Source organism: Bacillus sp. B19-2, from assembly GCF_022832475.1.
Taxonomy (GTDB): Bacteria; Bacillota; Bacilli; order Bacillales; family Bacillaceae; genus Bacillus; species Bacillus paralicheniformis.
Genome location: NZ_JALHKQ010000005.1, coordinates 1 through 25938, shown reverse-complemented (window position 1 = coordinate 25938; position 25938 = coordinate 1). Strand labels below are relative to the sequence as shown.

General features: G+C 46.7%; 28 protein-coding genes, 1 rRNA gene and 1 pseudogene. 22 read left to right on the top strand and 8 right to left on the bottom strand.

The features are described from left to right. Window positions 1-168: 168 nt before the first annotated feature. Window positions 169-1068: a TIGR01777 family oxidoreductase gene (locus tag MST20_RS17920; RefSeq protein ID WP_243943927.1), complete on the bottom strand. Its 900-nt coding sequence runs from the start codon at window positions 1066-1068 to the stop codon at window positions 169-171. A 68-nt stretch (window positions 1069-1136) separates the two neighbouring features. Here MST20_RS17920 and recX point away from each other — a divergent pair, with 68 nt between their 5' ends. Continuing rightward, window positions 1137-1928, top strand: coding sequence for a recombination regulator RecX (gene recX, locus MST20_RS17915; RefSeq protein ID WP_243943925.1), 792 nt, complete (start codon window positions 1137-1139; stop codon window positions 1926-1928). Between the two features lie 4 nt (window positions 1929-1932). Further along, the gene (locus MST20_RS17910; RefSeq protein WP_003179919.1) at window positions 1933-2247 is read left to right on the top strand and encodes a YfhH family protein; all 315 of its coding nucleotides are present in this window, start codon (window positions 1933-1935) and stop codon (window positions 2245-2247) included. Between the two features lie 29 nt (window positions 2248-2276). Here MST20_RS17910 and MST20_RS17905 read toward each other — a convergent pair whose 3' ends face one another. Then, on the bottom strand, window positions 2277-2447 hold the full coding sequence (locus tag MST20_RS17905; protein ID WP_003179922.1) for a YpzG family protein: 171 nt from the start codon (window positions 2445-2447) through the stop codon (window positions 2277-2279). 26 nt (window positions 2448-2473) lie between these two features. Then, on the bottom strand, window positions 2474-2623 hold the full coding sequence (locus MST20_RS17900; protein WP_003179924.1) for a small, acid-soluble spore protein K: 150 nt from the start codon (window positions 2621-2623) through the stop codon (window positions 2474-2476). 130 nt (window positions 2624-2753) lie between these two features. Here MST20_RS17900 and MST20_RS17895 point away from each other — a divergent pair, with 130 nt between their 5' ends. The 5 genes from MST20_RS17895 (at window position 2754) to MST20_RS17875 (ending at window position 7700) form a co-directional block, all read left to right on the top strand. Next, the gene (locus tag MST20_RS17895) at window positions 2754-3023 is read left to right on the top strand and encodes a YfhJ family protein (protein ID WP_145652976.1); all 270 of its coding nucleotides are present in this window, start codon (window positions 2754-2756) and stop codon (window positions 3021-3023) included. A gap of 303 nt (window positions 3024-3326) precedes the next feature. Beyond that, entirely contained in the window at window positions 3327-3548 is a 222-nt protein-coding gene (locus MST20_RS17890) for a hypothetical protein (RefSeq protein ID WP_243943923.1), read from the top strand. A gap of 240 nt (window positions 3549-3788) precedes the next feature. Then, complete coding sequence (locus MST20_RS17885) at window positions 3789-4748, top strand: glycosyltransferase family 2 protein (RefSeq protein ID WP_020450623.1); 960 nt, start codon at window positions 3789-3791, stop codon at window positions 4746-4748. Beyond that, window positions 4717-5118 (top strand): GtrA family protein, encoded by a 402-nt coding sequence (locus MST20_RS17880; RefSeq protein ID WP_065644619.1) that lies wholly within the window; start codon window positions 4717-4719, stop codon window positions 5116-5118. Before MST20_RS17885 ends, MST20_RS17880 begins: the two co-directional genes overlap by 32 nt. Further along, a complete protein-coding gene (locus tag MST20_RS17875; RefSeq protein ID WP_243943921.1) occupies window positions 5115-7700 on the top strand; it encodes a YfhO family protein in 2586 nt (861 codons plus the stop codon). The genes MST20_RS17880 and MST20_RS17875 overlap by 4 nt, the downstream gene beginning before the upstream one ends. A gap of 262 nt (window positions 7701-7962) precedes the next feature. Here the strand turns inward: MST20_RS17875 and MST20_RS17870 are convergent, their stop codons facing one another. Beyond that, entirely contained in the window at window positions 7963-8946 is a 984-nt protein-coding gene (locus MST20_RS17870; RefSeq protein WP_065644621.1) for a metal-dependent hydrolase, read from the bottom strand. 207 nt (window positions 8947-9153) lie between these two features. Between MST20_RS17870 and mutY the strand changes: the two genes are divergently transcribed. Continuing rightward, on the top strand, window positions 9154-10239 hold the full coding sequence (gene mutY, locus MST20_RS17865; RefSeq protein WP_243943919.1) for an A/G-specific adenine glycosylase: 1086 nt from the start codon (window positions 9154-9156) through the stop codon (window positions 10237-10239). Between the two features lie 25 nt (window positions 10240-10264). Here mutY and MST20_RS17860 read toward each other — a convergent pair whose 3' ends face one another. Then, entirely contained in the window at window positions 10265-10489 is a 225-nt protein-coding gene (locus tag MST20_RS17860) for a hypothetical protein (RefSeq protein WP_020450628.1), read from the bottom strand. An 83-nt stretch (window positions 10490-10572) separates the two neighbouring features. Between MST20_RS17860 and fabL the strand changes: the two genes are divergently transcribed. From fabL to MST20_RS17810, 10 genes and pseudogenes are all read left to right on the top strand, one after another. Then, entirely contained in the window at window positions 10573-11325 is a 753-nt protein-coding gene (gene fabL / locus MST20_RS17855; RefSeq protein WP_020450629.1) for an enoyl-[acyl-carrier-protein] reductase FabL, read from the top strand. 83 nt (window positions 11326-11408) lie between these two features. Beyond that, a pseudogene (locus MST20_RS17850) lies at window positions 11409-11558 on the top strand (gamma-type small acid-soluble spore protein); the annotation flags it as partial. 174 nt (window positions 11559-11732) lie between these two features. Then, window positions 11733-11978 carry a YgaB family protein gene (locus MST20_RS17845; RefSeq protein WP_243943914.1) on the top strand — a complete coding sequence of 82 codons (246 nt, stop codon included), beginning with the start codon at window positions 11733-11735 and terminating at the stop codon, window positions 11976-11978. Window positions 11979-12142: 164 nt separating this feature from the next. Then, window positions 12143-12673: a nucleoside tri-diphosphate phosphatase gene (gene ntdP, locus MST20_RS17840; protein ID WP_003179942.1), complete on the top strand. Its 531-nt coding sequence runs from the start codon at window positions 12143-12145 to the stop codon at window positions 12671-12673. Between the two features lie 75 nt (window positions 12674-12748). Next, on the top strand, window positions 12749-14491 hold the full coding sequence (locus tag MST20_RS17835; RefSeq protein WP_243943913.1) for an ABC transporter ATP-binding protein: 1743 nt from the start codon (window positions 12749-12751) through the stop codon (window positions 14489-14491). A 130-nt stretch (window positions 14492-14621) separates the two neighbouring features. Next, window positions 14622-15602, top strand: coding sequence for an ABC transporter ATP-binding protein (locus tag MST20_RS17830; protein WP_243943911.1), 981 nt, complete (start codon window positions 14622-14624; stop codon window positions 15600-15602). After that, window positions 15599-16555: an ABC transporter ATP-binding protein gene (locus MST20_RS17825; RefSeq protein WP_243943909.1), complete on the top strand. Its 957-nt coding sequence runs from the start codon at window positions 15599-15601 to the stop codon at window positions 16553-16555. The genes MST20_RS17830 and MST20_RS17825 overlap by 4 nt, the downstream gene beginning before the upstream one ends. Next, window positions 16552-18150: an ABC transporter substrate-binding protein gene (locus MST20_RS17820; RefSeq protein ID WP_212930544.1), complete on the top strand. Its 1599-nt coding sequence runs from the start codon at window positions 16552-16554 to the stop codon at window positions 18148-18150. The genes MST20_RS17825 and MST20_RS17820 overlap by 4 nt, the downstream gene beginning before the upstream one ends. A 13-nt stretch (window positions 18151-18163) precedes the next feature. After that, complete coding sequence (locus MST20_RS17815; protein WP_212930543.1) at window positions 18164-19165, top strand: ABC transporter permease; 1002 nt, start codon at window positions 18164-18166, stop codon at window positions 19163-19165. 12 nt (window positions 19166-19177) lie between these two features. Further along, a complete protein-coding gene (locus MST20_RS17810; RefSeq protein ID WP_243943907.1) occupies window positions 19178-20068 on the top strand; it encodes an ABC transporter permease in 891 nt (296 codons plus the stop codon). A gap of 30 nt (window positions 20069-20098) precedes the next feature. Here MST20_RS17810 and MST20_RS17805 read toward each other — a convergent pair whose 3' ends face one another. Both MST20_RS17805 and MST20_RS17800 read right to left on the bottom strand, forming a co-directional pair. Next, complete coding sequence (locus MST20_RS17805; protein WP_020450637.1) at window positions 20099-21169, bottom strand: FUSC family protein; 1071 nt, start codon at window positions 21167-21169, stop codon at window positions 20099-20101. Window positions 21170-21421: 252 nt separating this feature from the next. Next, window positions 21422-22720, bottom strand: coding sequence for a glutamate-1-semialdehyde 2,1-aminomutase (locus MST20_RS17800; RefSeq protein ID WP_243943905.1), 1299 nt, complete (start codon window positions 22718-22720; stop codon window positions 21422-21424). A gap of 155 nt (window positions 22721-22875) precedes the next feature. On the opposite strand from MST20_RS17800, the gene bcp reads away from it, so the two are divergent. Both bcp and perR read left to right on the top strand, forming a co-directional pair. Next, window positions 22876-23349 carry a thioredoxin-dependent thiol peroxidase gene (bcp, locus tag MST20_RS17795; RefSeq protein ID WP_243943903.1) on the top strand — a complete coding sequence of 158 codons (474 nt, stop codon included), beginning with the start codon at window positions 22876-22878 and terminating at the stop codon, window positions 23347-23349. Window positions 23350-23560: 211 nt separating this feature from the next. Then, the gene (gene perR / locus MST20_RS17790; RefSeq protein WP_003179961.1) at window positions 23561-23998 is read left to right on the top strand and encodes a peroxide-responsive transcriptional repressor PerR; all 438 of its coding nucleotides are present in this window, start codon (window positions 23561-23563) and stop codon (window positions 23996-23998) included. Between the two features lie 48 nt (window positions 23999-24046). On the opposite strand, the gene MST20_RS17785 is transcribed toward perR, so the two are convergent. Further along, window positions 24047-24394 carry a YgzB family protein gene (locus tag MST20_RS17785; RefSeq protein ID WP_020450640.1) on the bottom strand — a complete coding sequence of 116 codons (348 nt, stop codon included), beginning with the start codon at window positions 24392-24394 and terminating at the stop codon, window positions 24047-24049. Window positions 24395-24612: 218 nt separating this feature from the next. Here MST20_RS17785 and MST20_RS17780 point away from each other — a divergent pair, with 218 nt between their 5' ends. Both MST20_RS17780 and MST20_RS17775 read left to right on the top strand, forming a co-directional pair. Beyond that, entirely contained in the window at window positions 24613-25497 is an 885-nt protein-coding gene (locus MST20_RS17780) for a nucleotidyltransferase-like protein (RefSeq protein ID WP_243943902.1), read from the top strand. A 224-nt stretch (window positions 25498-25721) separates the two neighbouring features. Then, window positions 25722-25938: ribosomal RNA gene (locus tag MST20_RS17775) — 16S ribosomal RNA — on the top strand; the annotation flags it as partial.

The following is a 25938-nucleotide window of genomic DNA, read 5'->3' as shown; positions in this document are numbered from 1 at the left end:
ATCTTGCACATCCATTAAAAAATTCGGGGTGGGAATCGAACCCACTAAAACCAGAGACCTGGTGGCGCACCATTTGCCTTCCCTGTACGTGTATGCTGCTAAAAAGATACTTACATTTTACGCAGCTGGGAAAGGAAAAGCTACAAGGCGTTCGCTGGAAAACGCCTTTTATGTCAAAAGGTGTTGCAGGGCATCTTCCAGTTCGGGATATATGAAACGATAGCCGTTCTGAAGCGCTTTTTTCGGGAGGACTCGCTGCCCTTTCAGCACGAGCATGCTCATTTCTCCGAGGACGCCTTTTATTACAAATTCGGGAACCGGGAGCCAGTGAGGGCGCTTTTCTACTTTTGCGACGGTTTGTCCGAATGTTTCCATCTGAACGGGATTCGGTGCCGTAACATTGACAGGGCCGGACAGCCGCGGCTGCTCAATCGCTGATAAAATCATGCCGACGGCGTCTTCGATATGAATCCACGGAACCCATTGCCGCCCTGAGCCGATGCGTCCTCCTGCAAACAATTGATAAGGGAGCGCTATTTTTGGGAGCGCCCCTCCGTCTTTTCCAAGCACCATGCCAAAACGCATCCAGACGGTGCGGATGCCCAGCGCTTCGATTGGTTCGGCTGCCTTCTCCCACGAAGCTGTCGTTCGGCTTAAAAAATCTTCAGCTGAGACGGGGGATTCCTCTGTGAATGTCTGTTCAAGACTCGTTCCGTAAATGCCGACTGCGCTCGCCTGAATGAGGGTGTTCGGCTTCTTCCGAAGACTTTGTATGATGCGGGCCGCCTCCTGCACGGAGCGGAGGCGGCTTGCCGCGATCTCCGCCTTCGTTTTTTCATTCCAACGGCCGAAAAGCGATTTTCCGGCTAAATTGATCCAAACATCGATATCGGTCAGCTCTGTTTCAGGGCGGGCGCCGTTTTTTTGCCAGAGAACGTAAGAAGTGTTTTTTTGTTCGGTTTCCGCCGGTTTTCTTGTTAAAATATAGACGTGATGTCCCCGGGCGGTTAAGGCGTTTGTCAAATGCCTGCCGATAAAACCCGTCCCGCCGGCAATCGCAATCTTCATCATGATTCCTCCCTTTCATGATCATTAACCTTATTGTAAAAGAAGAAAACAAAAGAAGGGAGTTATTTATGCCATATATTACAAAGATTTCTGCCCAGAAAAACAATGAAGAGCGGGTCAATATTTTTCTGGATGAAAAGTATGCGTTCAGCGTCGACCTGGACGTGCTCGTCAAATTTGACCTGCGAAAAGGCAAAGAACTTGATGAGCTTGATATCATTGAGATTCAGTACGGAGACGACGTAAAAAAAGGGTTCAAAAAAGCGCTCGATTATTTGTCATACCGGATGCGCTCGACAAAGGAAGTCAAAGACCATCTCAAGAAAAAAGGCGTCGCAGATTCTGCGATCACAGAAATCCTGCATATGCTTAAAGGTTATAAATATTTGGACGACCGTGAATTTGCAGCTGCATATGTCAGCACCCACAGAAAAACGAGCGGCAAAGGCCCCGATGTCTTATTCAGAGAGCTTAAACTGAAAGGGATCGATGATGAACTGATTCAGGAAGCGCTCAGTTCGTTTTCGTTTTCCGACCAGGTCGAGGCCGCGCTCAAGCATGCGGAAAAAGTGCTCAAAAAAGAAAAAAAGCTGTCCTCCAAAGAGACGAAACAGGCCATCGAACAGCACCTTGTCAGAAAGGGATTCTCCTTCGATGTCATCTCGGCCGCGCTTCAGGAAACGGATTACGAAAACAACGACAGCGCTGAAAGGGAAGCGCTTGAGAAGCAAGGGGAAAAAGCGATGAAGAGGTGCGGTTATGACGGATCGTACGAAACGAAAATGAAGGTCAAACAGCATCTGTTCAGAAAAGGCTTTTCAATCGACATGATTGATCAATTTTTAGATGAAAAGGGATGAGAATATGGAGAAAAGATACAGTGAAATGACTGCACACGAACTGCACCAGGAAATCGCGGGTCTGACCGAAAAGGCAAGAAAAGCGGAACAAATGGGGATTGTGAATGAACTGGCCGTTCACGAACGAAAAATCGCGATGGCGAAAGCTTACCTTCTTGATCCGGCAGATTTTAAAGCCGGCAACGTATACGAAATCGAAGATGGGGGCGATGATTTTCATATCCGCTATTTAAACGGCGTCTTCGCCTGGGGATACCGTCTTTCGTCACCTGATCATGAAGAGGCTCTGCCGATTTCTTTATTAAAAGAAAAGGGCTAAGCCAAAAGCTTAAACCCTTTTCGCAAATGTTATCTTGTCCGGATGCGCGTGTTGCGCTGGAGAATGATGAGGTCCTGGGTCTGCTGCGTTTCTCCGTTTACCTGCGCGCGCGCATGCTTTGTGTTTGCCCATGGCTGCGGATAGTTTTGCGTTTTCATCTGGTTAAAATCGTTTGTATACGGTTTGCGATTTGCACACAAAAGAAATCACTCCATCCCAGAAAAGTTTAGCGTTTGCCGGAAGCCCTCATTCTTTCTTGCGGATGAGTATTTGTGCTTCCGTCAGGGCGCTTTGAAGCAAAATCATCTTTGGCCCGGGGCTCGCCTTCAAATTTATTGTTGTTCATGTTCGGAAAGCCTCTTGATTTATTTCGCATCTCTTTTAGGCTCCTCCAATCAAGTCCATAATGTTTGCGTCTTCGGTTCGGAAGACGTAAGGTTAGTATATGAAAAGGACGACGTTTTCAAAAAGAAAGTTTTTTCCTTAGGGAAAGGGGGAAAAGCCAAGTGGAAGAGTACTTTGAAAAGCTGACAAATGCGCTTCTTGAAAAAAATCATATGCTGAGTTACGCACAAGCCAGAACATGGGTTGAACTGCTGTGGGGGGATTTCGAGGCGACATTTGCAAAGGCCGGCCACCCGTACAGAGGAAAAGAGCTGACAGAGCGTGTCGTCAAAGAGTGGATTGAGCACTATGGCAGCAAGTTGCATTTATTTCAAAATGATAAGCCTTCTTACAAGGATCTGTTCTCCGGAGACCGTGGGCTGCTTCATTAAGCATTTCTTTCGAAAAGAATGATTGGCATGCAAGCGATTGTCATTGGTTTCGGAATGTCGGCGTTAGCGCCGCATATCAAAAGGAGCCCGAATGGCGTATGAAGGGCGTGAAGGCCAGGCGAGGCCGGAGCGGGGGCCGTCTGTCCGTTGAAGCGAAGACTGGTGCCGCCGGGTGTTAAACTTGCCTGATCCATGACCGTTACATTGTGTCATTCGCCGATTCCCGGGTTGTCGAGAGGAGCCGAAGAGGAACGGACTCACGGTCCACCTGCAGAATAACCGCGGGAGGCTTGGCCTGAAGTCATGCAAAAAGCTCTTTCTGCAACGCCCGTTTTTCCATCATGGATCAGTCGGAGAAGACAGAGCCGGTTTCCGCCCGGTGGAAAAGGACATATTAAGGGAACGGATTTGATTGCGGCGGCGGGCTGTGGACCCTCCGGTTTAACAATCGGTCCTTACGAGGTTTTCCCTGCGGCTTCATTGGCTTTTGGTGAAGAGCAATGGGTTGAATTTGGAAAAATATGATCCGCGCGAAAAATGTCATAAAATAGGAAAACCATTAGGCTATCGTGTTTGATGCTAAAGGAATATCATTTTTTTACCACTTGTTCATAGATGTCTGATATAATGACAAAATAATCTTGTAGAAAATAGTACAGCATGCCCACAGTTTTCCTTTTGTTGTGTGGGAAGCGGCTAGATGTAAGTATCCTGCCAAACGGATGCCGGATGCAATTTTATTATGTCCAAAAGAGGTGCCTTTAAGTGAAGAGAGGATTCGTTTCAATCATTATTCCTTCATACAATGAAGCAAGCAATATTAAATTGATTTATGAATCGTTAAGGAACGAATTTCAATCCATTGATTATGATTATGAAATTTATTACATAAATGATGGAAGCACTGATCAAACATTGGAGGAAATTAAAAAACTAGCCGAAAAAAGCGAGCGTGTGAAATATATTTCGTTTTCACGGAATTTCGGCAAGGAGGCAGCCATCCTTGCCGGTTTTCAGCATGCCCGCGGCGATGCCGTTGTGGTGATGGATGCGGATTTGCAGCACCCGACATACCTCCTGCACGATTTTATTAAAGGATATGAGGAAGGCTATGATCAAGTGGTCGCCCAGCGCAACAGAAAGGGAGACAACCCTGTGCGCTCCTACTTGTCGTCCCTTTATTACCGCTTTATCAATAATGCGGTGGAAGTCGATTTAAGGGACGGCGTCGGCGATTTTCGTCTTTTAAGCAGAAAAGCCGTCAATGCGATGTTGAAGCTGAGCGAAGGCAACAGGTTCTCAAAAGGGCTGTTTTGCTGGATCGGTTTTGACCAAAAGATTGTTTATTACGAGAACGTCGAAAGGAAAAACGGAAAATCCAAGTGGTCGTTCCGCCACTTGCTGAACTATGGTATCGACGGGGTTGTGTCGTTCAACAACAGACCGCTGAGAATTTGTTTTTACGCCGGTATTTTTATCCTTTTTCTATCGCTTATTTATATCGCGGCGACATTCATCAGAATCTTAAAATACGGTGTGATCGTTCCCGGCTATTTTACGATTATTTCCGCCGTCCTGTTTCTCGGCGGCATCCAGCTTCTCAGCCTCGGAATCATCGGCGAATACATCGGGCGCATTTATTATGAGACGAAAAAGCGGCCTCATTACTTAATACAGGAGGCAAACATCGCTCATGGAGAAACTCATGAAAATCGTGAATCCTGAATTTATTCGCTTTGCCGTCGTCGGTGCAGTGAATACTTTGAATTACTATGCGGTGTATTTGCTGCTGCATGTTTTGCTTCAGTTGAATTATATGGTTTCACATATTGCCGCTTTTTTCGTCAGTCTTGTGATTTCTTTTTTCTTGAATTGCTACTTTACATTTAAAATCAAGCCGACGCTGGCAAAGTTTTTGCAATTTCCGCTGACACAGCTGTTTAATTTGACGGTATCTTCTTTGTTCGTCTACACGTTTGTGAATTTTTTTAAGATGAACAGTGAGGCAGCTCCGCTTGTCTCCATGTTTTTAACCGTTCCTCTGACATTTTTAGTGACAGGGAAGATTTTGAAAAAAGACAGGGGAAGAGTATGAAGAAAACAGTTTTTTTATTTGTGATCGCAAGCGTTGCAGTTTCCTTGGCCGCCCATTCTTTTTTTCTGTATGAATGGGCGCATGACCGCTATATGACGGGGAACGGCGACGGACTTGCACAAATGATCATTTTTAAGTCGTTTCTTTTTGAACAATACAAACAAGGGAACTTCTTTTATTCGTATTCTTTCGGTCTCGGAGGCGGGATCTACAGCCAGCTTGGCTATTATTTCACGACTTCTTTTGTCTTCATCGCTTCATCCGCGGCCTTTTTTCTGATGCAGCTTTTGCATTTGGCCGGGGATGCGGACCCTTTGTTTTGGGCCCAGGCCTCCGTATTCATCAGTGTCATCAAGCTCAGCCTGATCATTTTAGCGGGAGCATATGCGTTAAACGGTATGGTGAAAAACAAACTTGCCGCTTTTACGGGTGCGGTCTTGTACGGCACGTCGGTCATCTATTTCAGGCACACGGTGTTCTGGGAATTTTTCAGCGACGCCATGCTGTGGCTGCCGCTGCTTGTTGCCGGAGCCGAGAAAGTCATCAGGGAAAAGCGGACAGGACTGTTTATTACGGCTTGTTCTTTAACGCTGATCAATAACTTTTATTTTGCTTATATCAACTTGATTTTCATTGCGATCTACATCATCTTCCGCTGGCTGATCCGGCTTGACCCGGAAAAGGAAGCGCCGAGGTGGAAACAATTCAGGATGTTCGCCGCTTCATGCCTGATTTCTTTCGGAATCAGCGCGGTTTCCTTTGTGCCTGCGGTTTACGGATTTTTAAACAATTTACGGCCGCCGTATGAACAGGCTGTCGCTGTATACGATCTGACGGACAACATTCTGTTTTCCAGCCGCATTGTTTTGCTGCCGGCTGTCTTTATGCTGTTCTTGTTCGCGTTTTCGTTCTATAAAAATAAAACGTTCAGGCTGTTTGCCTCAATCAGTGTGCTGCTTGTGCTTCTGCATTACAGTCCGCTTGCGGCAAGCGCGTTCAACGGTTTCTCCGCTCCGCAGAACCGCTTTGAATACCTGCTCGCTTTTACGATCGGGGGAGCGGCGGCCGCAGGAATGACCGAATTGAAAAACATCAGGCGGAAAGAGATGATATGGTCCATCCTGCTCGCCCTTCTGGTTTATATCGCGGTCATTTGGCAGAAAGACGTGGATTTATCACTGATGCAAAATTGGAGCATAATTGTGCTTCTGTTCCTGACAATCGCCATCTTTACGGCGGCGGGGTTTCAATATAAGAAATCGCAGCTTTTTTTGCACGCCTGCATTTTATTATCGTCCGTTCTCGTGGCGAACACGTATCAAAAGTATGTTCTGTCTGAGTCAAGCGGCATTAAAAACGTCACAAAAAGCTATTTGACCAGCAATGAGTACAATGGCGAAGAACAGCGCCGCCTCTTGAACAACATTCGAAAAGACGATGACGGTGACCCGTATACAAGAATCGACTGGATGAACGGCGTGCGCAACAATACTCCGCTGATGCAGGATTTTAACGGCTTCAGCGCCTACTCAAGCATTCTCAATCGCGATCTTCTTCTGTTTTATTGGGAAGACCTGCAAATCGATATGGGAAGGGAAAGCGTCAGCCGCTACGCATCGATGGGCGACCGGGCCAACTTGTACAGCCTGCTGTACGGCAAGTATTACATGACGGAAAAAGAGAATGCCGCCAATGTTCCGTACGGGTTTATCAAAACGGATGAATCAGAGCACTACGCGGTCTATAAAAACAGATACACCATGCCGTTTATCCGGACCGCGCGAACGGTATTTACGGAAAAAGATTTAGCAGATGCGCCTGTTTTGGCGCGGGAGCATGCAATGCTTGAAGGAATCGTGCTTGAGAATGGCGATGATGGAAAAGTGCAGCCGCCGGACGTTCCTGATTTGATGAAGCGGACGAAGCTGAAAACCGAAGGGGCAAGCTATCATAACGGCGTCCTCGACATCACCGCCGAAAACGGCGGCATCGATCTCATTCCCGAAGGCGGGCTTCCGAAAGAAGGCGACTATTATGTCGGATTTTATTTGAAAAGCCTTGCAAAAGACCAATTCTTCAACTTGCGGGTTAATGATTATGTAACATCAAGAAAGTCGAACGAGTCGATTTACAAAACGGGTGTTTACGATTTAACGATCAGGGTGCCGAAAACAGATAAAATATCAATCAGGCTGCCAAAAGGGAAATATCAATTGGACCATTTGAGCCTGCACCAGGAAGACTATCAATTGCTGAAAAAAGCGGCCGCCCAAAAAGCGCCGGCCGCCGACTTGGACTGGCGGAACAATCAAGTGTCCATCAGCTTTGACAATCAAAATGGAGACCGTTACATGGTCCTGCCGGTTCCGTACGAAAAAGGCTGGGAAGTCACTGTAAACGGAAAACCGCAAACCGTCCATAAGGCAAATTACGCGTTTATCGGATTTTCAATCGAAAAAGGGAAAAACGACATCCGGCTCGTTTATTACCCGCCGTACTTCAAAGCTGCCTTAGCCGTAACAGTCATCAGCCTCATCATCGGAATCTGGTACGGCAGAAGGAGAAAAAAGCTTGGCTCTTAAACAGAGCCAAGCTTCAGCGTGTCGAGAAACCCTCGCATTCGTTGTCAGGCCTGCGCGTCGGTGCTCACGAATAGGAGGAGGATCGGCGGCTAACCGCCCAGGCGTCCTGCCTGAACACCGCCGTCATCACATCCTGTGAAAGTCAGCTTCCGATGCTCGGCCTTCCTAGACTGCAAGGGTTGCGGGTCACGCTGAAAGGATGACAAAATCTTAAAACTGAAAACCGTTATAAGATTTTGTCAACAATTTAAAAGCTTGGCTCTTAAACAGAGCCAAGCTTTAATTTTTTCTGAAGTTTTTCCTCGCTGAAAATCCATCCCGTATAGGAGGTGATTAATTCGAGCGTGTCCCTGTCGATGTGCGCGATCGCCACGAAAGGGTAGTGTCCTTTGCTGCGGTATCGCAGATCGATAAAGCGGACTTCGTAGTGATCCTTATACGTATCGATCTCCCATTTGTAAACCGGTGAGAACGAAAGAAACGCCGAAATGTTCTTATCCTGTTTCGCCGCTTTCATCACGTCCGTATCCGGCACAGGCACCCTGTTGAAGGTGTCGACGATGACGACGTTACCGTCCATGCTTCGTCCGACGTAAAAAGCCGATTTTGCTTTGACGGCGATTCGCCACTGCCTGAATTTCATCGTCGGCGAAATAATGATTTCTTCAATATCTTCGATTTTTTCACGGAGCTCATGCTTGATGTTCCTCTGCATGAAATATCTCAGCACATAATAACCGGTCAAGACGATGTAAAGAGCCAAAAATGTATAGCCCTGATGCGCGCCTGCCAGCCAAAAGGCGATGGCTATGAGATGGCTGACGAAAATAAACGGATCAAATGTATTAATCAAGCCGAGCGCTACCCATTTCCTTGAAAAAGGTCTGATCGCCTGTGTTCCGTATGCATTAAAAATATCCACGAACACATGAAGCGCGACCGCGGCAAAGGTCCAAAGCCACAGGTGAAGCAGATTGGCTTCTGGATAAAAGAGCATGAGAATGCCCGGAATCATCAGCGACCAGGCGAGAACAGCGGGGATGGAATGGGTGAATCCCCTGTGGTGCCTAATATAAACAGCGTTATTTTTCAATTTCAAAACGGTATCGATATCCGGAGCCTGAGATCCGGCGATTGTCGCAATCATCACGGCTTGAGCCATTGATGGGTCCATTCCGACAACTGGATCAAGCGTCGCGATGCCTCCGAGTGCAACGCCCATGACAACATGTGTGCCAGTATCCATTGGTGACCTCCCCTAATGGTGCTAGAAAATCATTTTTATTTTCCAAAAACAGAACGAACGATGGACCTTGCCTGAAATATTTAACGCTTTTGCTTTCTTCACTTTTAATGTAACATGTTATCGTATATGCATATAGTTTACAACAAAAAGCCGAAGTAACAAAAGATCGGTATGCAAATGTGACGTGCACAGGCAAGGAGAAGTTTCATGATGGATCTGCAAAAGAAATTAGAGCAAAAAAACATCAAACAATTTCAAGAAGATTTAATTTCTTGGTATGAGCAAGAAAAACGGGATCTGCCATGGCGCTCAGACAGCGATCCTTATAAGGTATGGGTGTCAGAAGTGATGCTTCAGCAGACGAGAGTGGACACGGTGATTCCTTACTTTAACAACTTTATCGAAAAGTTCCCGACCGTTGAAGCGCTCGCTGAAGCCGACGAAGAAAAAGTGCTTAAAGCTTGGGAAGGACTGGGATACTATTCAAGAGTTCGGAACTTGCAGAGCGCTGTCAGGGAAGTTCACGAACGATACGGAGGAATGGTTCCTCCTTCAAAAGAGGAATTCGGAAGCTTAAAAGGTGTCGGCCCTTATACAAGAGGCGCGGTGTTGAGCATCGCCTACAATCAGCCGGTCCCCGCGGTGGACGGAAATGTCATGCGGGTGATGTCACGGATTCTTTCCGTATGGGATGATATCGCAAAGCCTAAAACCAAAACCCTGTTTGAAAAAATTGTCGAAGCGTTTATTTCTGAAGAAAAACCGTCCGAATTTAACCAGGGGCTGATGGAGCTTGGCGCTGTCATCTGTACGCCGAAATCGCCGTCCTGCCTTCTCTGTCCCGTCCGAGAGCACTGTTCCGCTTTTGCAGAAGGCTGTGAAAAAGAGCTTCCGGTTAAAAGCAAAAAGAAAAAACCCTCGGTAAAAACTCTTGCAGCTGTTGTCCTGACTGATGAAGAAGGATACATTTATATCCATAAAAGACCGGCATCAGGCCTTTTGGCAAACCTTTGGGAATTCCCGAACACAGAAACGCAGAAAGGGCTGAAGCACGAGCGCGAGCAGCTTGCGGCTTTTTTGAAAGAAGCAGCCGGAATAGAAGCCGAAATCGGTCCGCTTGAAGGAATCGTAGAACACGTGTTTACACACCTTGTCTGGAACATTTCTGTCTTTTTCGGGAAAACGCTCGATCAACCGGATGATTCTTACTTTAAAAAGGTCACGAAAGAAGAGCTCGCTGAATATGCCTTCCCGGTTTCGCATCAGAAAATATGGAATATGTATATGAAATAGGCAGCTTGACTGTGCATGCTGCCCGTTAGTCGTACTGGATGGTGGTGCCGTGCGTGTAATCGGCTTCCTGGCGGCGCAGTCCGCCTCTTGCTTGGATTTCTTTCACAACCTCCAGGTACTCGGCATGCCCTTCTTCATTGAGGAATGGCATGATTTGCTGGAAGGCGCGGTGAAAATAGAGAAGCTCCGCATCTTTCCACTCGTTTTTCGGCGTGTGGTCGAGCTCGCTCATATCGCGTCCTACGTACATAAGGCGAATGCCTCCTTTTTTGATCGTGTTATAAGCTATTTTTTATCAGATTTTCAATCACTATACTAGGAGATGAATGACAGATGGAACAAAGAAAATGTGCCCTTATTACAGGAAGCAGCCGCGGCGTCGGCAAAGCAGCCGCTTTGAGGCTTGCCGAAAACGGCTACAATATCGTCATCAACTATGCGAGAAGCAAAAAAGCGGCCCTTGAGACGGCTGAAGAAATCGAAAAACTCGGTGTTAAAGCATTGGTCGTCAAGGCGAATGTCGGGCAGCCGGCGAAAATAAAAGATATGTTTCAGCAAATCGAGGAAGCGTTCGGCAGACTGGACGTTTTCGTCAACAACGCTGCATCCGGCGTATTGCGCCCCGTCATGGAGCTTGAGGAAAGCCATTGGGACTGGACGATGAACATCAATGCGAAAGCTCTGCTATTCTGCGCGCAGGAAGCGGCAAAGCTGATGGAGAAAACGGGAGGCGGCCACATTGTCAGCATCAGTTCGCTCGGTTCGATCCGTTATTTGGAAAACTATACGACAGTCGGCGTTTCAAAAGCTGCGCTTGAATCATTGACGAGATATCTCGCTGTTGAGCTTGCGGCGAAAAACATCATCGTCAATGCGGTTTCGGGAGGCGCGATCGATACAGACGCCCTGAAGCATTTTCCGAACCGCGAAGAACTTTTGGAAGATGCCCGGCAAAATACGCCTGCCGGCCGCATGGTTGAGATTAGCGACATGGTCGATGCGGTGGAGTTTTTAACGTCAGGGAAAGCGGACATGATCCGCGGACAGACGATCATTATTGACGGCGGCCGTTCACTGCTCGTATAAATTTTTCGCGTTCAATGAATAGGATATCATCCTCCTGCACAATCTAATGGTCGTGGAGGTGATATACAATGGCTAACCAACAATCCAAAACAAACGCACAAAAAGTAAGACAACAAAACCAAGCTTCTGCACAAGGTGGTCAGTTCGGCACTGAATTTGCCAGCGAAACTGACGCGCAGCAAGTAAAACAACATAACCAACAAGCTGAGCAAAAAAAACAGCAAAACAGCTAATCACTGAAACAGGAAAAAGCACTTCACCATCGGATGAGGTGCTTTTTTCTTTTCGTTTTTTGATCCGACAAAACATCCGAATCTTAGCCAGAATCAGTCAAAGGACATCCGGCATGTATAGAGAAATGTTAGTTAGGAAATAAATGGAGTAGAGCATAGAATGGAGGATCCCGAATGCCGGAATTTGAAAACTTGGTTCAGGGGCAGATGGAGATTATGGACAAGCTGCTGTATCTGCAAGCGGAGATTGAAAGATGCCAGAAAATCGAAAAAGAACTGGCTGCCCTTGAAAAGAAAGCCCAGCTTTTATCGATCCGCGAAGATATATCCCAGAAGCGGAAAGATCTTGCTCAAATTCAGGATTTATTCCAAAAGCAGACGGAGCAGGTGATTCAGGCTTATCAAAAAATCGAAGCATGAGCCTCTCTTTATCGTTTTTTAGAAAAGAGCCATTCCTGTTCGGGAGTGGCTGTTTTATTTTCATTTTTTATTTTCAAACGTTATAATAAATAAAAGAACTGTCGGACAGGCGATGTGACACACTGACTTGTAAGGCTTTTGCAAAGAAAGTAGGGGAGAAAAACATGGGCTTTCCCAAGGAAGGAGAAACCATTCAAATTCATAGCTATAAGCACAATGGACAGATTCATCGGATTTGGAATGAAACAACGATTTTAAAAGCAACGGAATTGTGCATCATCGGCGCCAATGACCGGACAATGGTCACGGAATCTGACGGCCGGACATGGGTGACGCGAGAGCCCGCGATTTGTTATTTCCATGCAAAGCAGTGGTTTAACGTCATCGGCATGCTTCGCGAAGACGGGATTTATTACTATTGCAACATCAGCTCGCCGTTTGCTTTGGACGATGAAGCCATCAAATACATCGACTATGATTTAGACGTGAAAGTCTTCCCGGATATGACGTATCATATTCTTGATGAAGATGAGTACGCGGATCATAAAAAGGCGATGAATTATCCGAAGGAAATCGACGGCATTTTAAGGTACCACTTAAATACGTTGCTGCATTGGATACACCAAAGAAAAGGCCCGTTTGCATCTGAATTTATTGATATTTGGTATGAACGGTATTTGCATTATACAAAATAAACCTGAAAAACCTGTTGAGACCAACAGGTTTTTTGCGGTGTACTCACACATCAAGATATAGAGGGGGGAAGACGTGTGGGGGTAATCAAAAGGTACATGGAATTTGTGAAGCCGTATAAATGGAAAATCGTTTTGACGGTTTTAATCGGTATTATTAAATTTTCTATTCCGCTGGTCATCCCGCTTCTGCTGAAATACGTCGTGGACGACATCATCCAGGGGAGCGGGACAACTGAAGAAAAAACATCCACATTATTCATGGTAATGGCGGTTATGTTCGCCATTTTTTTGGTGCTTCGGCCGCCTGTCGAATATTATCGGCAGTATTTCGCGCAGTGGACGGCAAGCAAGGTGCTTTATGATATCAGGGACAAGCTGTTTGCACACATTCAAAAGCTGAGCCTCAGGTATTATGCGAACACCCGCGCAGGAGAAATCATTTCAAGGGTCATCAACGATGTCGAACAGACGAAGGAATTTGTCATCATCGGGTTGATGAATGTATGGCTTGACGTGATGACGATTTTTATCGCCATCGCCATCATGCTGACGATGGACGTGAAGCTGACGCTTATTTCGATCGTGCTGTTTCCGCTTTACGGACTGTCTGTTAAATTCTTCTATGGCAAGCTTAGAAAGCTGACGAGAGAACGTTCCCAGGCACTGGCCGAAGTGCAGGGCCACCTTCATGAAAGGGTGCAGGGGATGCCTGTCATCAGGAGTTTTGCGATCGAGGATTATGAACAGAAGCAATTTGACCACGAGAACGGGAATTTTCTCGGCAAAGCAATCCGCCATACGGCCTGGAATGCCAAAACGTTTGCTGTCGTCAATACGGTTACAGACCTCGCTCCGCTGATCATCATTACGGTTGCGGGTTACCATGTGATTCACGGGTCCCTTACTGTAGGAACGATGGTGGCGTTTTTCGGATATATCGAACGCCTTTACAACCCGCTGCGCCGCCTGATCAATTCATCGACAACATTGACTCAGTCGATCGCATCGATGGACAGGCTGTTTGAATTTATTGATGAACCTTATGAATTAAAAGACAAACCCAATGCTGTGAAAGCAGAGCGATTAAAAGGAATTGTTGAATTTAAAAACGTTTCCTTCCAATACGAAAAATCGGAAGAAATGATTTTGCAGAATCTTTCTTTGAAAGCCGAACGGGGCGAAACGGTCGCGCTCGTCGGAATGAGCGGAGGCGGCAAATCGACGCTCGTCAGCCTCATTCCGAGATTCTACGATGTCTCAGCCGGAAGCCTGGAGATCGACGGCATCGATGTGCGCGATTATCAGGCGCAGAGCCTTAGAAACCAAATCGGCATGGTGCTTCAGGATACATTTTTATTCAGCGAATCGGTACGTGAAAACATATCGATCGGAAATCCCGAAGCTTCGATGGAAGACATCATTGAAGCGGCAAAAGCCGCAAATGCCCATGATTTTATTATGGAACTGCCGCAAGGCTATGATACAAAGGTCGGAGAAAGGGGCGTCAAGCTGTCCGGAGGCCAAAAACAGCGGATATCAATCGCCAGGGTGTTCCTCAAGAATCCGCCTCTCTTAATTTTGGATGAAGCGACATCAGCGCTTGACCTTGAAAGCGAGCACTATATTCAGGAAGCGATGGAAAAGCTCGCGAAAGACCGGACGACCTTTATCGTTGCCCACAGATTGTCGACGATCACCCACGCTGACAAAATCGTCGTCATCGAAAACGGACGTGTCGCGGAAGCCGGCACACATGACGAATTAATGAGCCGTGACGGCCACTATAAGCATTTGTTCACCATTCAAAAATTAAACTAAAACCGCCAAAAGCCTGACTTTCGTTTGAAGCCGAACGATTGTCAGGCTTTTTCTTTCCCTGCAAATTTCGTACATATTTCCTATCTCGTCTCAATACAATTTAAAAAATACAAGCTCCGGAGGTGTATAAGTGACAAAAGAAAAATTGCTTGAAGTATCGGATTTATCGATTTCGTTTCACCAGAAAAAGTCTGAAACCCCGATTGTGCAAGGCGTTTCTTTCGATCTCCATCCCGGAGAAATCATGGGAGTCGTCGGAGAGTCCGGCTGCGGCAAGAGCGTCACCTCTTTGGCTTTAATGGGGCTGAACGCAAACACCCGGACAACGGGCCGGATCAAGTTTCAAAACAAAGATCTTCTCATGCAGTCTGAAAAAGAATGGAGACAGATGCGCGGCAATGACATCGCAATGGTTTTTCAAGAGCCGATGACCTCCCTCAACCCCCTTTTCACAATTGGCGCTCAGCTAACAGAAGCACTCTCCAGCCATACCAATATTCATAAAAAAGAAGCAAGAAGAAAAGCCGTTCAAATGCTGGATACCGTCGGCCTGCCGAGGGCGGACCAGCTGATAAAGCAGTATCCCCACGAACTGTCGGGAGGCATGAGGCAGCGGGTCATGATCGCAATGGCATTAATTTGCGAACCGAAGCTGCTGATCGCCGATGAACCGACAACAGCTCTCGACGTCACCATCCAGGCCCAGATTTTGTCCCTGCTGAAAAAGCTCAATGCCGAATTTAACACAGCCATTCTCCTCATTACCCACGACCTTGGCGTCGTTCACAATACATGTGAACGCGTAATGATCATGTATGCCGGCCGGATCGTTGAAGAGGGCGGTGTCACCGCTGTTTTTGACAGCCCGAAACACCCTTATACAAAAGGTTTGTTCGCCTCTATTCCGGCATTCACAGGCAAATCCGAGCGGCTGTCTTCGATTGAGGGGCAGGTGCCGAAGCCGGGATCGATTAAAAAAGGCTGTATGTTTGCGCCGCGATGCCCCCATAAACACGAACGCTGCATTGAAGAGGCGCCCGGATTGAATAGGCTGGCGGATGATCATGCCGTAAGCTGCTTTCTCTACGAAGAGGAAGGTGCTTTCACATGAATCACGAACTGCTGAGCGTCCAAGAGCTGAAAACGTATTACCGCGTGTCCCGTAAGAAAATCGTGAAAGCGGTCGATGATGTTACTCTGTCAGTTAAAAAAGGCGAAATCTTAGGGATCGTCGGTGAATCAGGCTGTGGAAAATCAACCTTGGGAAAATCGATATTGCGGCTGACCGAGCCGACTGCGGGAAAGGTGACATTTCTCGGGCAAGAGATGACCGGCCTTAATGCAAAAGAGCTTCGCAACATGAGAAGGCATATACAAATGATTTTTCAAGATCCGTACGCTTCGTTAAATCCGCGCATGAAAATAAAGGATATTTTGGAAGAACCGCTGATCGTTCATCAACTCGGAACGAAGGCGGAAAGGAGAGAAGTCGTGCGCTCGATGCTTGAAATTGTCGGCCTTGATGCTTCATACGGCGACCGCTACGCACACCAATTCAGCGGCGGTCAGAGGCAAAGGATCGGCATTGCAAAAGCGCTGATCACAAAGCCAAAACTGATCATTGCCGATGAACCTGTTTCCGCGCTTGATGTATCCGTTCAGGCGCAGATCTTAAATCTGCTGAATGATCTGCAGGAGGCATTTAATTTAACGTTTCTGTTTATTTCTCACGATCTCGCAGTCGTTCGCTATATCAGCGACAGGGTGGCCGTGATGTATTTCGGAAAGATCGTCGAGATGGCGGACGCCGAATCGTTATTTAGAGAACCGAAACACCCGTATACAGAAACGCTGTTAGCGGCAGTACCGGTCATCGGCAAAGGCGAAGCGGTTCATACGGCACCGGATATTGCCGCGCCCCGCATGAGTGAAAAGGGCTGTCCTTTTTACAGCAGATGCATGAAGCGGGCAGCGGTTTGTCTGGAAGCGGAGCCGCCGCTTGAAGAGACTGCGGACGGGCATTATGCCGCATGTCATTTTACCAATAAGGAGGCTGTAAGATGAAAAAGAAAAGCTGGCTGATCTGTTTGGGAATGATTCTGTCTATTTCCGCTTTTTTAATGGGATGCTCCGGTAACGAAAGCGGAAAAAACGACGGAGGGACGAACGGCGGAAAAGATACGCTGATCATCGGCAGAGGCGGTGATTCAACATCGCTTGATCCGATCACAACGACAGAAGGCGAAGCATTTAAAGTGACGATCAATATGTTTGAAACCTTGCTGAATTACGGAGAACAAGACACTACGCTGAAGGAAGGCCTCGCGGTGAAATGGGACGCTTCAGATGACGGTTTGACCTACACACTGGAGCTGAGGCAAGGCGTGAAATTCCATGACGGAACGGATTTTAATGCAGAAGCCGTCAAATACAATTTTGAGCGGTGGATGAACGGGGATGAAGAAAAATTTCCTTACTACGGCATGTTCGGAGGCTATAAGAAAGATGATGGGCATGTCATCAAAGATATAAAAGTGCTCGGCGACCATAAGATTCAGTTCATTTTAAAACGCCCGCAAGCGCCGTTTTTAAAGAACCTTGCCATGACTTCATTCGGGATTGCAAGTCCTGCCGCGATCGAAAAATACGGCGAAAAATTCAGGGAGCACCCCGTCGGCACGGGCCCTTACAAATTTGTCGAATGGAAGCCGAACGACCGGATCGTCCTTGAAAAAAATGAAGACTATTGGGATCAAGGCAAGCCGAAATTGCAGAAGATCATTTTCAGAGCCATTCCTGAAAACTCAGCCCGCTTAAATGCATTGAAGACGGGCGAAATCGACCTAATGGACGGCGTCAATCCGTCTGATATCGAAAGCATCAAAGCAGACGCCAATCTGAAAATATTTGAAAGGCCTTCAATGAACGTCGGGTATCTCGGAATGACGACGACAAGAAAGCCTTTTGACAATAAGCTGGTCCGCCAGGCGCTGAACCATGCTGTTGATAAACAGGCGATTATCGATTCCTTCTACGGAGGCCTCGCCGAATCTGCCAAAAACCCGCTCCCTCCTTCGCTTGAAGGGTACAACGATCAGATAAAGGAATATCCGTATGATTTAAAAAAGGCAAAAGAACTCTTAAAAGAAGCCGGATTCCCGGACGGGTTTAAAATGAAGCTTTGGGCAATGCCTGTCCCGCGGCCGTATATGCCGGACGGTATGAAAATAGCCGAAGTGATTCAATCAAGCTTCGAAAAAATCGGCGTCAAAACGGAAATCGTCACTTACGACTGGGCGACGTATTTGGATAAAGTGAGTAAAGGGGAAGCCGATGCGTTTTTGATGGGCTGGACCGGAGACAATGGAGATCCGGACAACTTCATTTATACGCTGCTTGATAAAGATAATATCGGCGGTAACAACTATACGTACTTCAGCAATGACGAGCTTCATGACATCTTAATCGAAGCGCAGTCAGATCCTGACCAAAAGAAGAGAAATAAACTGTATCAAGATGCGCAGGAGCTCCTCCATGAAGAATCGCCTTGGGTTCCGCTTGTCCATTCCACGCCGATTTTGGCCGGTTCAAAAGATATCGAAGGATATGCTCCGCATCCGACAGGGAGTGAAGTATTGTCCGGCGTAGAGTTTAAATAGGTGGTGACAGCCATTGCTTGCTTACTGTTTTAAACGGACGGCTATGCTGATCCCCGTTCTCATCGGCATGACACTGGTCGTTTTTTCGATCATCCGCTTTATTCCCGGCAACCCCGCCCAGGTTATTCTCGGTCAGAGGGCGACAAAGGAAGCGGTGCAGCAGCTGACCGTCCAGCTCGGCCTTGATCAGCCGTGGTATGTGCAATACGCCAGATATATCGGGGATTTGCTGAAAGGGGATCTCGGGACATCAATCCGCACGGGAGCGGCGATTACGCAAGAAATAAAGCCGTATTTGTTCGCCACTCTCGAGCTTGCTTTTTTCGCGATGCTGATCGCGGTGTTTGTCGGCGTGAATGCCGGAATCATCAGCGCGTGGTTTAAGAATTCGGTATTCGACTATGTTGCGATGCTGGTTGCTTTAATCGGCGTGTCGATGCCGATTTTTTGGCTCGGTCTGATGGGCCAGTGGTTCTTTTCGATCGAGCTCGGCTGGCTGCCGACAACGGGAAGGGAGAATGTCAGAAATCCGGTCGAAGCCTTTACCTACATTCATACACTGGACACCCTTTTGCACGGAAGGTTTGATCAGTTTGCAGATACCATCCGCCATTTAATTTTGCCGGGAACCGCTCTTGCGACCATTCCCGCCGCGATCATTGCGAGAATTACGAGGGCCAGCATGATAGAGGTGCTGCAGTCCGATTATATCCGCACGGCAAAAGCAAAAGGCGTGCATATGTTTTTCGTTATCTATAAGCACGGTTTAAAAAATGCATTCATTCCGGTGCTGACCGTCATCGGCCTGCAAACCGGACTTTTACTGGGCGGCGCGATTTTAACGGAGACGATTTTTGCCTGGCCCGGCATCGGCCGGTACATTTATGATGCGATCAGCTACCGCGACTACCCGGTTATCCAATCGGGCATTCTCGTGATCGCCTTCATCTTCGTCATGATTAACTTCATTGTTGATCTGCTGTACGCCGTCATCGATCCGAGAATTAAATATTAGGAGGCGGGAAATGTGGTTGTGCTTCAAAATAAACAGCAGAGGGAGGACGTGAAGGTGCGTTCGCCTTTGGCGGAACATATTCGGCAGTTCTTTGAGCATAAACTGGCTGCCGCCGGCACGATTTTAGTCGCGCTGTTTATCCTGCTGGCCATCTTCGCGCCGCTCATCGCACCCTACGGAATAAACGACCAGTCACTGTCAGACAGGCTCGCCGCTCCGTCTGCTGAACACCTTTTTGGCACGGACGATTTTGGCAGGGATATTTTTTCAAGGGTGCTGTACGGCGCGAGGCTGTCTTTATGGGTCGGCTTTTTCTCCTGTCTGGCATCGGCCTTGGCGGGGACGCTGTTAGGGCTGATCGCCGGTTTTTACGGCAGATGGGCTGATGCGTTGATTTCGCGGCTGTTTGATATCATGCTCGCGTTTCCCAGCATTCTGCTGGCGATCGCCATTGTGGCGATTCTCGGGCCTTCCCTTGAAAATGCCCTGATTGCCATCGCCATCATCAACGTTCCGACGTTTGGCAGGCTCGTTCGTTCAAAAGTGCTCAGCATCAGGCAGGAGGAATATGTCTTATCAGCGCGTGCTGTCGGGATGTCCAATATAAGGATGATGTTTAAACACATTCTTCCCAACAGCATGGCCCCGGTTATCGTTCAAGCGACACTGAATATTGGAACGGCGATTATAGAAGCGGCGGCGCTCGGATTTTTAGGGTTGGGGGCGCAGGCACCGAACCCCGAGTGGGGAAAAATGCTTGCGGATGCCAGGCCTTATTTGGCGCAGGCCCCGTGGACATTATTTTTTCCGGGATTTGCGATCATGCTGACCGTGCTCGGCTTTAATCTGATGGGAGACGGCCTGCGCGACACCCTTGATCCGAAAATGAAGGAAGGAAAATAAAAAAACCGGTTAACGTATTCGTTAACCGGTTTACTCTTCCTCAACTTCAAGCTCGCTGTCTTTTTTGTGGTACGTCTGAAAGCTTGTGAGCAAGGTTTCCAAATGTTCAAGCTGTTCTCGGTATTCTACGGTGCTCGCCATAATGGTCAGCATATTGTAGTCCAACAGTTCTTCTTTCAATTTGTCCTGGTTTTTCAGGAATGATTCGGTCAAATGCTGTTTGTACACGTCTCCTTCTTCGTGAAGGTCGACGTGATCCTGCGTTTTAATCCTGCCGACGAATCTCATTAAAATTCGCTCGTGCCAATGGAGAAGATAATCAAGCTCTTCGACCAGCGTTTCTTGAAATTCTTCAGGCATATGACAAAACTCGTTTTCAAGCCGGTGCAGTTTTTTCAGAGCATCAAGCGCTCGGTTCGATGCAATGATCGCCTGTCTGAACAGCACGAGCTTTCGCTGTTTTACATATGTGGAACGTTTTAAATAGCTTCTTTCTTCTTTGTAAAGCAAGTAAAGGTGATCGACCTTCATCATTTTTTCTTTCAGCTTTTCAATGTCTTCTTTCAGCATGGAGTGTTCCGTTGTCTTCCGCGTCAACAATCTGATCCATTTAATGACTTCATCTGTATTTTCAACAACATGGCTGACGAGCTTCGTTTCATATTTAGGCGGCAGAAAAATCAGGTTGACCAGGAACGCAGACAATACGCCCAATATAACCGTTCCGGTTCTCACCAAGGCAAACCATAAAAAGTTGTCGCCTGAGCTCTCCAATATGGCAATAACGGTGACGAGAGCGATCGAAATTGTATTCTCGATCTTCAGCTTCAGGTTGATCGTGATGACGATTACCGCTGTCAATCCGATGATGATCGGACTGGGTTCAAAAATAAGTCCAAAAATAATGGCTGTGGCAGCTCCGATTATGTTCGCCTGCACTTGATCGACAATCGTCAAAAATGAACGATAGATCGAAGGCTGTATCGCGAAGATAGCCGCGATTCCTGCGAAGACAGGAGTCGGAAGGCCGAGCCAAGACGCGAGGTAAAGCGCAAGCGTAATGGCAATGCCTGTTTTGAAAATACGGGCACCAAGTTTCATTAGGCTGTACTTGCATCCCTTTCTATAATAAAATTCGTTCTTTACAGAAAATGAATTGTATTGAACATTCCCTCTCTGTTAATTTGCCAAACAATAAAGTAATATACAGCGATCTTCCGAAATATTCAACCCATTTTTAAGAAAAAACAAATCATTGACAAAAAAGAAAAACAAGCTGGTGAAAAGTGCCTGTTCACCGCGTTCACAAAGTGCTCCGCATTTGATAAAAAAGAGAGCGGACCCGCTCTCTTTTTACATGTGCTGTTTCAATTGTTTAAATGAGTCATCCACGGCTTTAAGCGTCGCTTTAATGTCCTCTTCCGTGTGCGCTGTGGTGATAAACCATGCTTCATATTTTGAAGGCGCAAGATTGATTCCGCGCTCAAGCATCAGTTTGAAAAAGGCCGCGAACATTTCTCCGTCCGTATTTTCGGCTTGCTCATAGTTTTCGACTTTTTCGTTCGTAAAGTATACGGTGAGCGCGCCTTTAAGACGGTTGACAGTGATGTTGATGCCGTGGGTTTCGGCGTGTCCCAGGATACCTTCTTCAAGCATAGCGCCGAGGCGGTCAAGTTTTTCGTATGTGCCTTTTTCTTTCAGCACTTCAAGACAGGCGATACCTGAGAGGATAGAAGCCGGATTCCCCGCCATCGTGCCCGCTTGATAAGCAGGTCCGAGCGGTGCGACTTGTTCCATAATCTCTTTTTTGCCTCCGTATGCGCCGATCGGCAGGCCGCCGCCGATGATTTTGCCGAGCGCCGTCAAATCAGGTTTGACGCCAAGAAGATCCTGGGCGCCGCCGTACATAAAGCGGAAGGCGGTGATAACTTCATCATAGATGACAAGCGCTCCTGCATTATGTGTCAGTTCATTGACCTGTTCGAGAAATCCACTTTTCGGTTCGACGATCCCGAAGTTTCCGACAATCGGTTCAACGAGAACTGCCGCAATATCGTCCCCCCATTTATCGAGCGCTTCTTTATAGCTGTCGATATCATTGAAAGGAACGGTAATCACCTCGTTGGCGATGCTTTTTGGAACCCCCGCTGAATCAGGTGTGCCGAGCGTTGACGGACCTGAACCGGCCGCCACCAGCACAAGATCGGAATGGCCGTGGTAGCAGCCGGCGAACTTGATGATTTTCGTTCTGCCTGTATAGGCCCGGGCGACGCGAATCGTCGTCATCACAGCTTCCGTTCCCGAATTGACGAATCTGACTTTATCCAAGGCAGGAATCGCTTCTTTAAGCATCTTGGCAAATGTCACTTCATGCTTTGTCGGCGTGCCGTAAAGAACTCCGTTTTCAGCAGCTGTTTGAATCGCTTTCGTGATATGCGGGTGAGCGTGGCCCGTAATAATCGGTCCGTATGCGGCAAGGTAGTCTATGTATTTGTTGCCGTCCACATCCCAAAAATAAGCGCCGCTTCCCCTTTCCATCGCGACTGGAGAACCGCCGCCGACCGCTTTGTAAGACCTTGAGGGGCTGTTGACGCCTCCGACTATATGGTGAAGAGCTTCTTCATGAAGCTTTTCAGATTGAGTATGCTGCATAATATCCTCCTCATTTCTGCACCTTTTATCTATTTCTATATTGTAACACGAGGCGGACAGAGCGCAAAAAAGAAGCCGCCGAACATTTGAACAAGCGGGCGCTGTTTTTTATAATGGGGGAAAGCAAGCGATTAAACATAACAGGAGGCAAAACAATGACTGTTGAAATTGGACAAAAGGTGCCTGATATTGAACTGCTGGGCGATCACGGAGAAAAAGTAAAGCTGTCGGATTTTGAAGGAAAGTATGTCGTGCTCTATTTTTACCCGAAAGATATGACGCCGGGATGCACAACGGAAGCGTGCGATTTCAGAGACCGACATGAAAGCTTTGCCGAACTTGATGCCGTCATCATCGGAGTCAGTCCTGACAACCAGACAAGACATGAAAAATTCAAGCAGAAACACGATCTGCCGTTTCTGCTGCTCGTCGATGATGAACATAAGCTCGCTGAAAGCTTTGACGTATGGAAGCTGAAGAAGAATTTCGGCAAGGAATACATGGGTGTCGAACGGTCGACATTCCTGATTGATAAAGAAGGCCGCCTTGTGAAAGAGTGGCGGAAAGTAAAGGTAAAAGACCATGTCGCAGAAGCGCTTCAAGCAGTAAAAGAAATCGCCGAAGCGTAAAGCTCTGGGGGAGGCCGGACTGTATTTAAGTTTGGTCTCTTTTTACGCTCATATTCGTCTGTCTGACCGGACATGCTGATCATATCGGCCTTTTTCGCCTTAAAAATAGCTTTTTCGCAGGGATTGGAATTGACAAAGATTCTGATCAGGAGTTACACTAATTATAAACGTTATAATGTAAGAATTTTTTTTAGAAGAGAGGTGCATGACGATGGCTGAACATAACCTGAAAGAAGCGTTGGAAGCGTTGAAGGAAACCGGGGTTCGAATTACTCCTCAACGTCATGCCATTCTGGAATTTCTCGTGAATTCTATGTCTCATCCAACTGCAGATGATATATATAAAGCTCTGGAAGGGAAATTTCCAAACATGAGCGTAGCAACGGTTTACAACAATTTGCGGGTTTTTAAGGAATCAGGACTCGTTAAGGAATTAACGTACGGAGATTCCTCCAGCCGGTTTGACTTCGTGACATCCGAGCATTATCACGCAATTTGCGAACGCTGCGGGAAAATCGTCGACTTTCATTATCCCGGCCTCGACGAAGTGGAGCAGCTGGCTTCACATGTGACAGGATTCAAAGTCAGTCACCATAGACTGGAGATATACGGTTTATGTCAGGAATGCGACAAAAAAGAAAGCCATTAAAAAGAGCTGGCCGCTTTTTTAACGGTCAGCTTATTTTTGTTGCAGCATTTACTGAGACTTTCGATTATACGATTCGTTAAACTCTTTTCCTTCGAGGTTTTTATCCAGTGTCAGAGGCTCCCTGCAATGCATGCACATATCGACCCGGCCTAAAATCTTGGTCGGTTTTTCACAGTTTGGACAGACGACTTGAACCGCTTTCGTTGAAAGCATGCCGATCCAAAAATAAACCGCTGTGCTCAACAAGATAGACAATACCCCCAAGATCATAAACACCGACATCAAGAGGATCGAGGACCTAAAAAAGATCCCGACATACATAATAATGAAGCCTATAAATACAAGGCTTAACGCAAACGTTCTGATTTTGTTGATTTTGCTAGAGTATTTTGCCATATCCATCCCCCTGTCTCTAATATAGCATATCGAAGATGTGTTATTCTTTAATTAAAACGAATCAATTGGAAAATTTCTATAGAGAGTTTTGGGGAAATTGATTATAATAATTCAATGTGTTTTCAAAATAAAGGAGTTTTTATTGGCTCGTAGAAATAGGTAGAAACAAGAGAGAAGCATTTAGAGCAACGCATTTACATCGTATTGGAGGAATGGTGATGGAAAATCTTCTCCGTCCGATTTACCAAGAAAGAGCAAGCCGCCCTGACACACTCGCTGTCATGCTGATTGAGAGGAGAAATCAAACCTCATCTGCGACAGATAATTTTGATGCGGCCTTGTTGATTATCGTTAATAAGGCTGAAGACCCTGTATTCGTGAAGCATTATGAGTTCGACGGAAAAACGGCTTCTCTTCATATTATTTCTGTTGAACAGCTTCAGGAATGGATTTTGCTCGGAACAAATAGAAGAATCATAGACTGGGTCCTCAATGGAAAGGTGCTTTTCGACCGAAACGAATTTATCGCCAAGCTGATTGAGCAGCTCAATACGTTTCCGTTTTCAGAAAGAAAACTAAAAATCGGACTTGAATACGGAAAATTAATCAGAAGATATATAGAAGGAAAATCGTTTTTTGAAGATGGTCAATTTTTGGACGCCTACAATTCTATCGTACACGCCCTCCATCATTTGGCCAGAATCGAAGTGATCGATAAAGGTTTTCACCCTGAAGTTACGGTATGGAACCAAGTCCGCCACATGGAGCCTCAGGTTTATAAATTGTATAAGGAATTAATTGAGAGCAATGAAAGCTTGCAAAAACGGCTGGAGTTATTATTCCTCGCAAGCGATTTTCTCATTCATTCAAAAGCCGAAATCGGGGCCGCACATATTCTCAATGTCATGGATGAAAAAGCGGTTTGGCAATTTGCCGATCTTCTCAAGCATCCGGATCTCAAGTATTTCACGGCAGACCTGGGAGTCATACTGGAGTTCTTGGCTGAAAAGGACTTAGTCGGAGTCAAGCCGATGGAGACGAAAGGCCAAAAGATTTTTCACCGAGGATATTTTATTAAAAAAAGTGTTGACACTAATTCATAACGGTGATATATTATTAAGCGTCGCTGTTAGCGGAACGGTTTTTGAACTGAAAGCAGCAGCGACGAAAAAACAAAAAAACATTTGACACACCTTGTTGAAAATGTTATACTAATAAAGTCGCTTCGGACAGGAGCGGAAATGATCTTTGAAAACTAAACAAGACAAACGTACCTGTTAATTCATTAAATAAATCGCACATTTGTTGTGCGTAGTCATTATCAAACTTCATGGAGAGTTTGATCCTGGCTCAGGACGAACGCTGGCGGCGTGCCTAATACATGCAAGTCGAGCGGACAGATGGGAGCTTGCTCCCTGATGTTAGCGGCGGACGGGTGAGTAACACGTGGGTAACCTGCCTGTAAGACTGGGATAACTCCGGGAAACCGGGGCTAATACCGGATGCTTGATTGAACCGCATGGTTCAATTATAAAAGGTGGCTT

Excerpts from the sequence above, each read along its gene's own strand:
- MST20_RS17910 (WP_003179919.1), top strand. The coding sequence starts at position 1,933 with ATGGAGAAAAGATACAGTGAAATGACTGCACACGAACTGCACCAGGAA.
- MST20_RS17805 (WP_020450637.1), bottom strand. The coding sequence starts at position 21,169 with ATGAAACTTGGTGCCCGTATTTTCAAAACAGGCATTGCCATTACGCTT.
- ntdP (WP_003179942.1), top strand. The coding sequence starts at position 12,143 with ATGGGCTTTCCCAAGGAAGGAGAAACCATTCAAATTCATAGCTATAAG.
- MST20_RS17900 (WP_003179924.1), bottom strand. The coding sequence starts at position 2,623 with ATGCGAAATAAATCAAGAGGCTTTCCGAACATGAACAACAATAAATTT.
- mutY (WP_243943919.1), top strand. The coding sequence starts at position 9,154 with ATGATGGATCTGCAAAAGAAATTAGAGCAAAAAAACATCAAACAATTT.
- bcp (WP_243943903.1), top strand. The coding sequence starts at position 22,876 with ATGACTGTTGAAATTGGACAAAAGGTGCCTGATATTGAACTGCTGGGC.
- MST20_RS17880 (WP_065644619.1), top strand. The coding sequence starts at position 4,717 with ATGGAGAAACTCATGAAAATCGTGAATCCTGAATTTATTCGCTTTGCC.
- MST20_RS17860 (WP_020450628.1), bottom strand. The coding sequence starts at position 10,489 with ATGTACGTAGGACGCGATATGAGCGAGCTCGACCACACGCCGAAAAAC.
- MST20_RS17825 (WP_243943909.1), top strand. The coding sequence starts at position 15,599 with ATGAATCACGAACTGCTGAGCGTCCAAGAGCTGAAAACGTATTACCGC.
- MST20_RS17820 (WP_212930544.1), top strand. The coding sequence starts at position 16,552 with ATGAAAAAGAAAAGCTGGCTGATCTGTTTGGGAATGATTCTGTCTATT.
- MST20_RS17870 (WP_065644621.1), bottom strand. The coding sequence starts at position 8,946 with ATGGATACTGGCACACATGTTGTCATGGGCGTTGCACTCGGAGGCATC.
- MST20_RS17920 (WP_243943927.1), bottom strand. The coding sequence starts at position 1,068 with ATGAAGATTGCGATTGCCGGCGGGACGGGTTTTATCGGCAGGCATTTG.
- MST20_RS17890 (WP_243943923.1), top strand. The coding sequence starts at position 3,327 with ATGCAAAAAGCTCTTTCTGCAACGCCCGTTTTTCCATCATGGATCAGT.
- fabL (WP_020450629.1), top strand. The coding sequence starts at position 10,573 with ATGGAACAAAGAAAATGTGCCCTTATTACAGGAAGCAGCCGCGGCGTC.
- MST20_RS17785 (WP_020450640.1), bottom strand. The coding sequence starts at position 24,394 with ATGGCAAAATACTCTAGCAAAATCAACAAAATCAGAACGTTTGCGTTA.
- MST20_RS17875 (WP_243943921.1), top strand. The coding sequence starts at position 5,115 with ATGAAGAAAACAGTTTTTTTATTTGTGATCGCAAGCGTTGCAGTTTCC.
- MST20_RS17780 (WP_243943902.1), top strand. The coding sequence starts at position 24,613 with ATGGAAAATCTTCTCCGTCCGATTTACCAAGAAAGAGCAAGCCGCCCT.
- recX (WP_243943925.1), top strand. The coding sequence starts at position 1,137 with ATGCCATATATTACAAAGATTTCTGCCCAGAAAAACAATGAAGAGCGG.
- MST20_RS17800 (WP_243943905.1), bottom strand. The coding sequence starts at position 22,720 with ATGCAGCATACTCAATCTGAAAAGCTTCATGAAGAAGCTCTTCACCAT.
- MST20_RS17845 (WP_243943914.1), top strand. The coding sequence starts at position 11,733 with ATGCCGGAATTTGAAAACTTGGTTCAGGGGCAGATGGAGATTATGGAC.
- perR (WP_003179961.1), top strand. The coding sequence starts at position 23,561 with ATGGCTGAACATAACCTGAAAGAAGCGTTGGAAGCGTTGAAGGAAACC.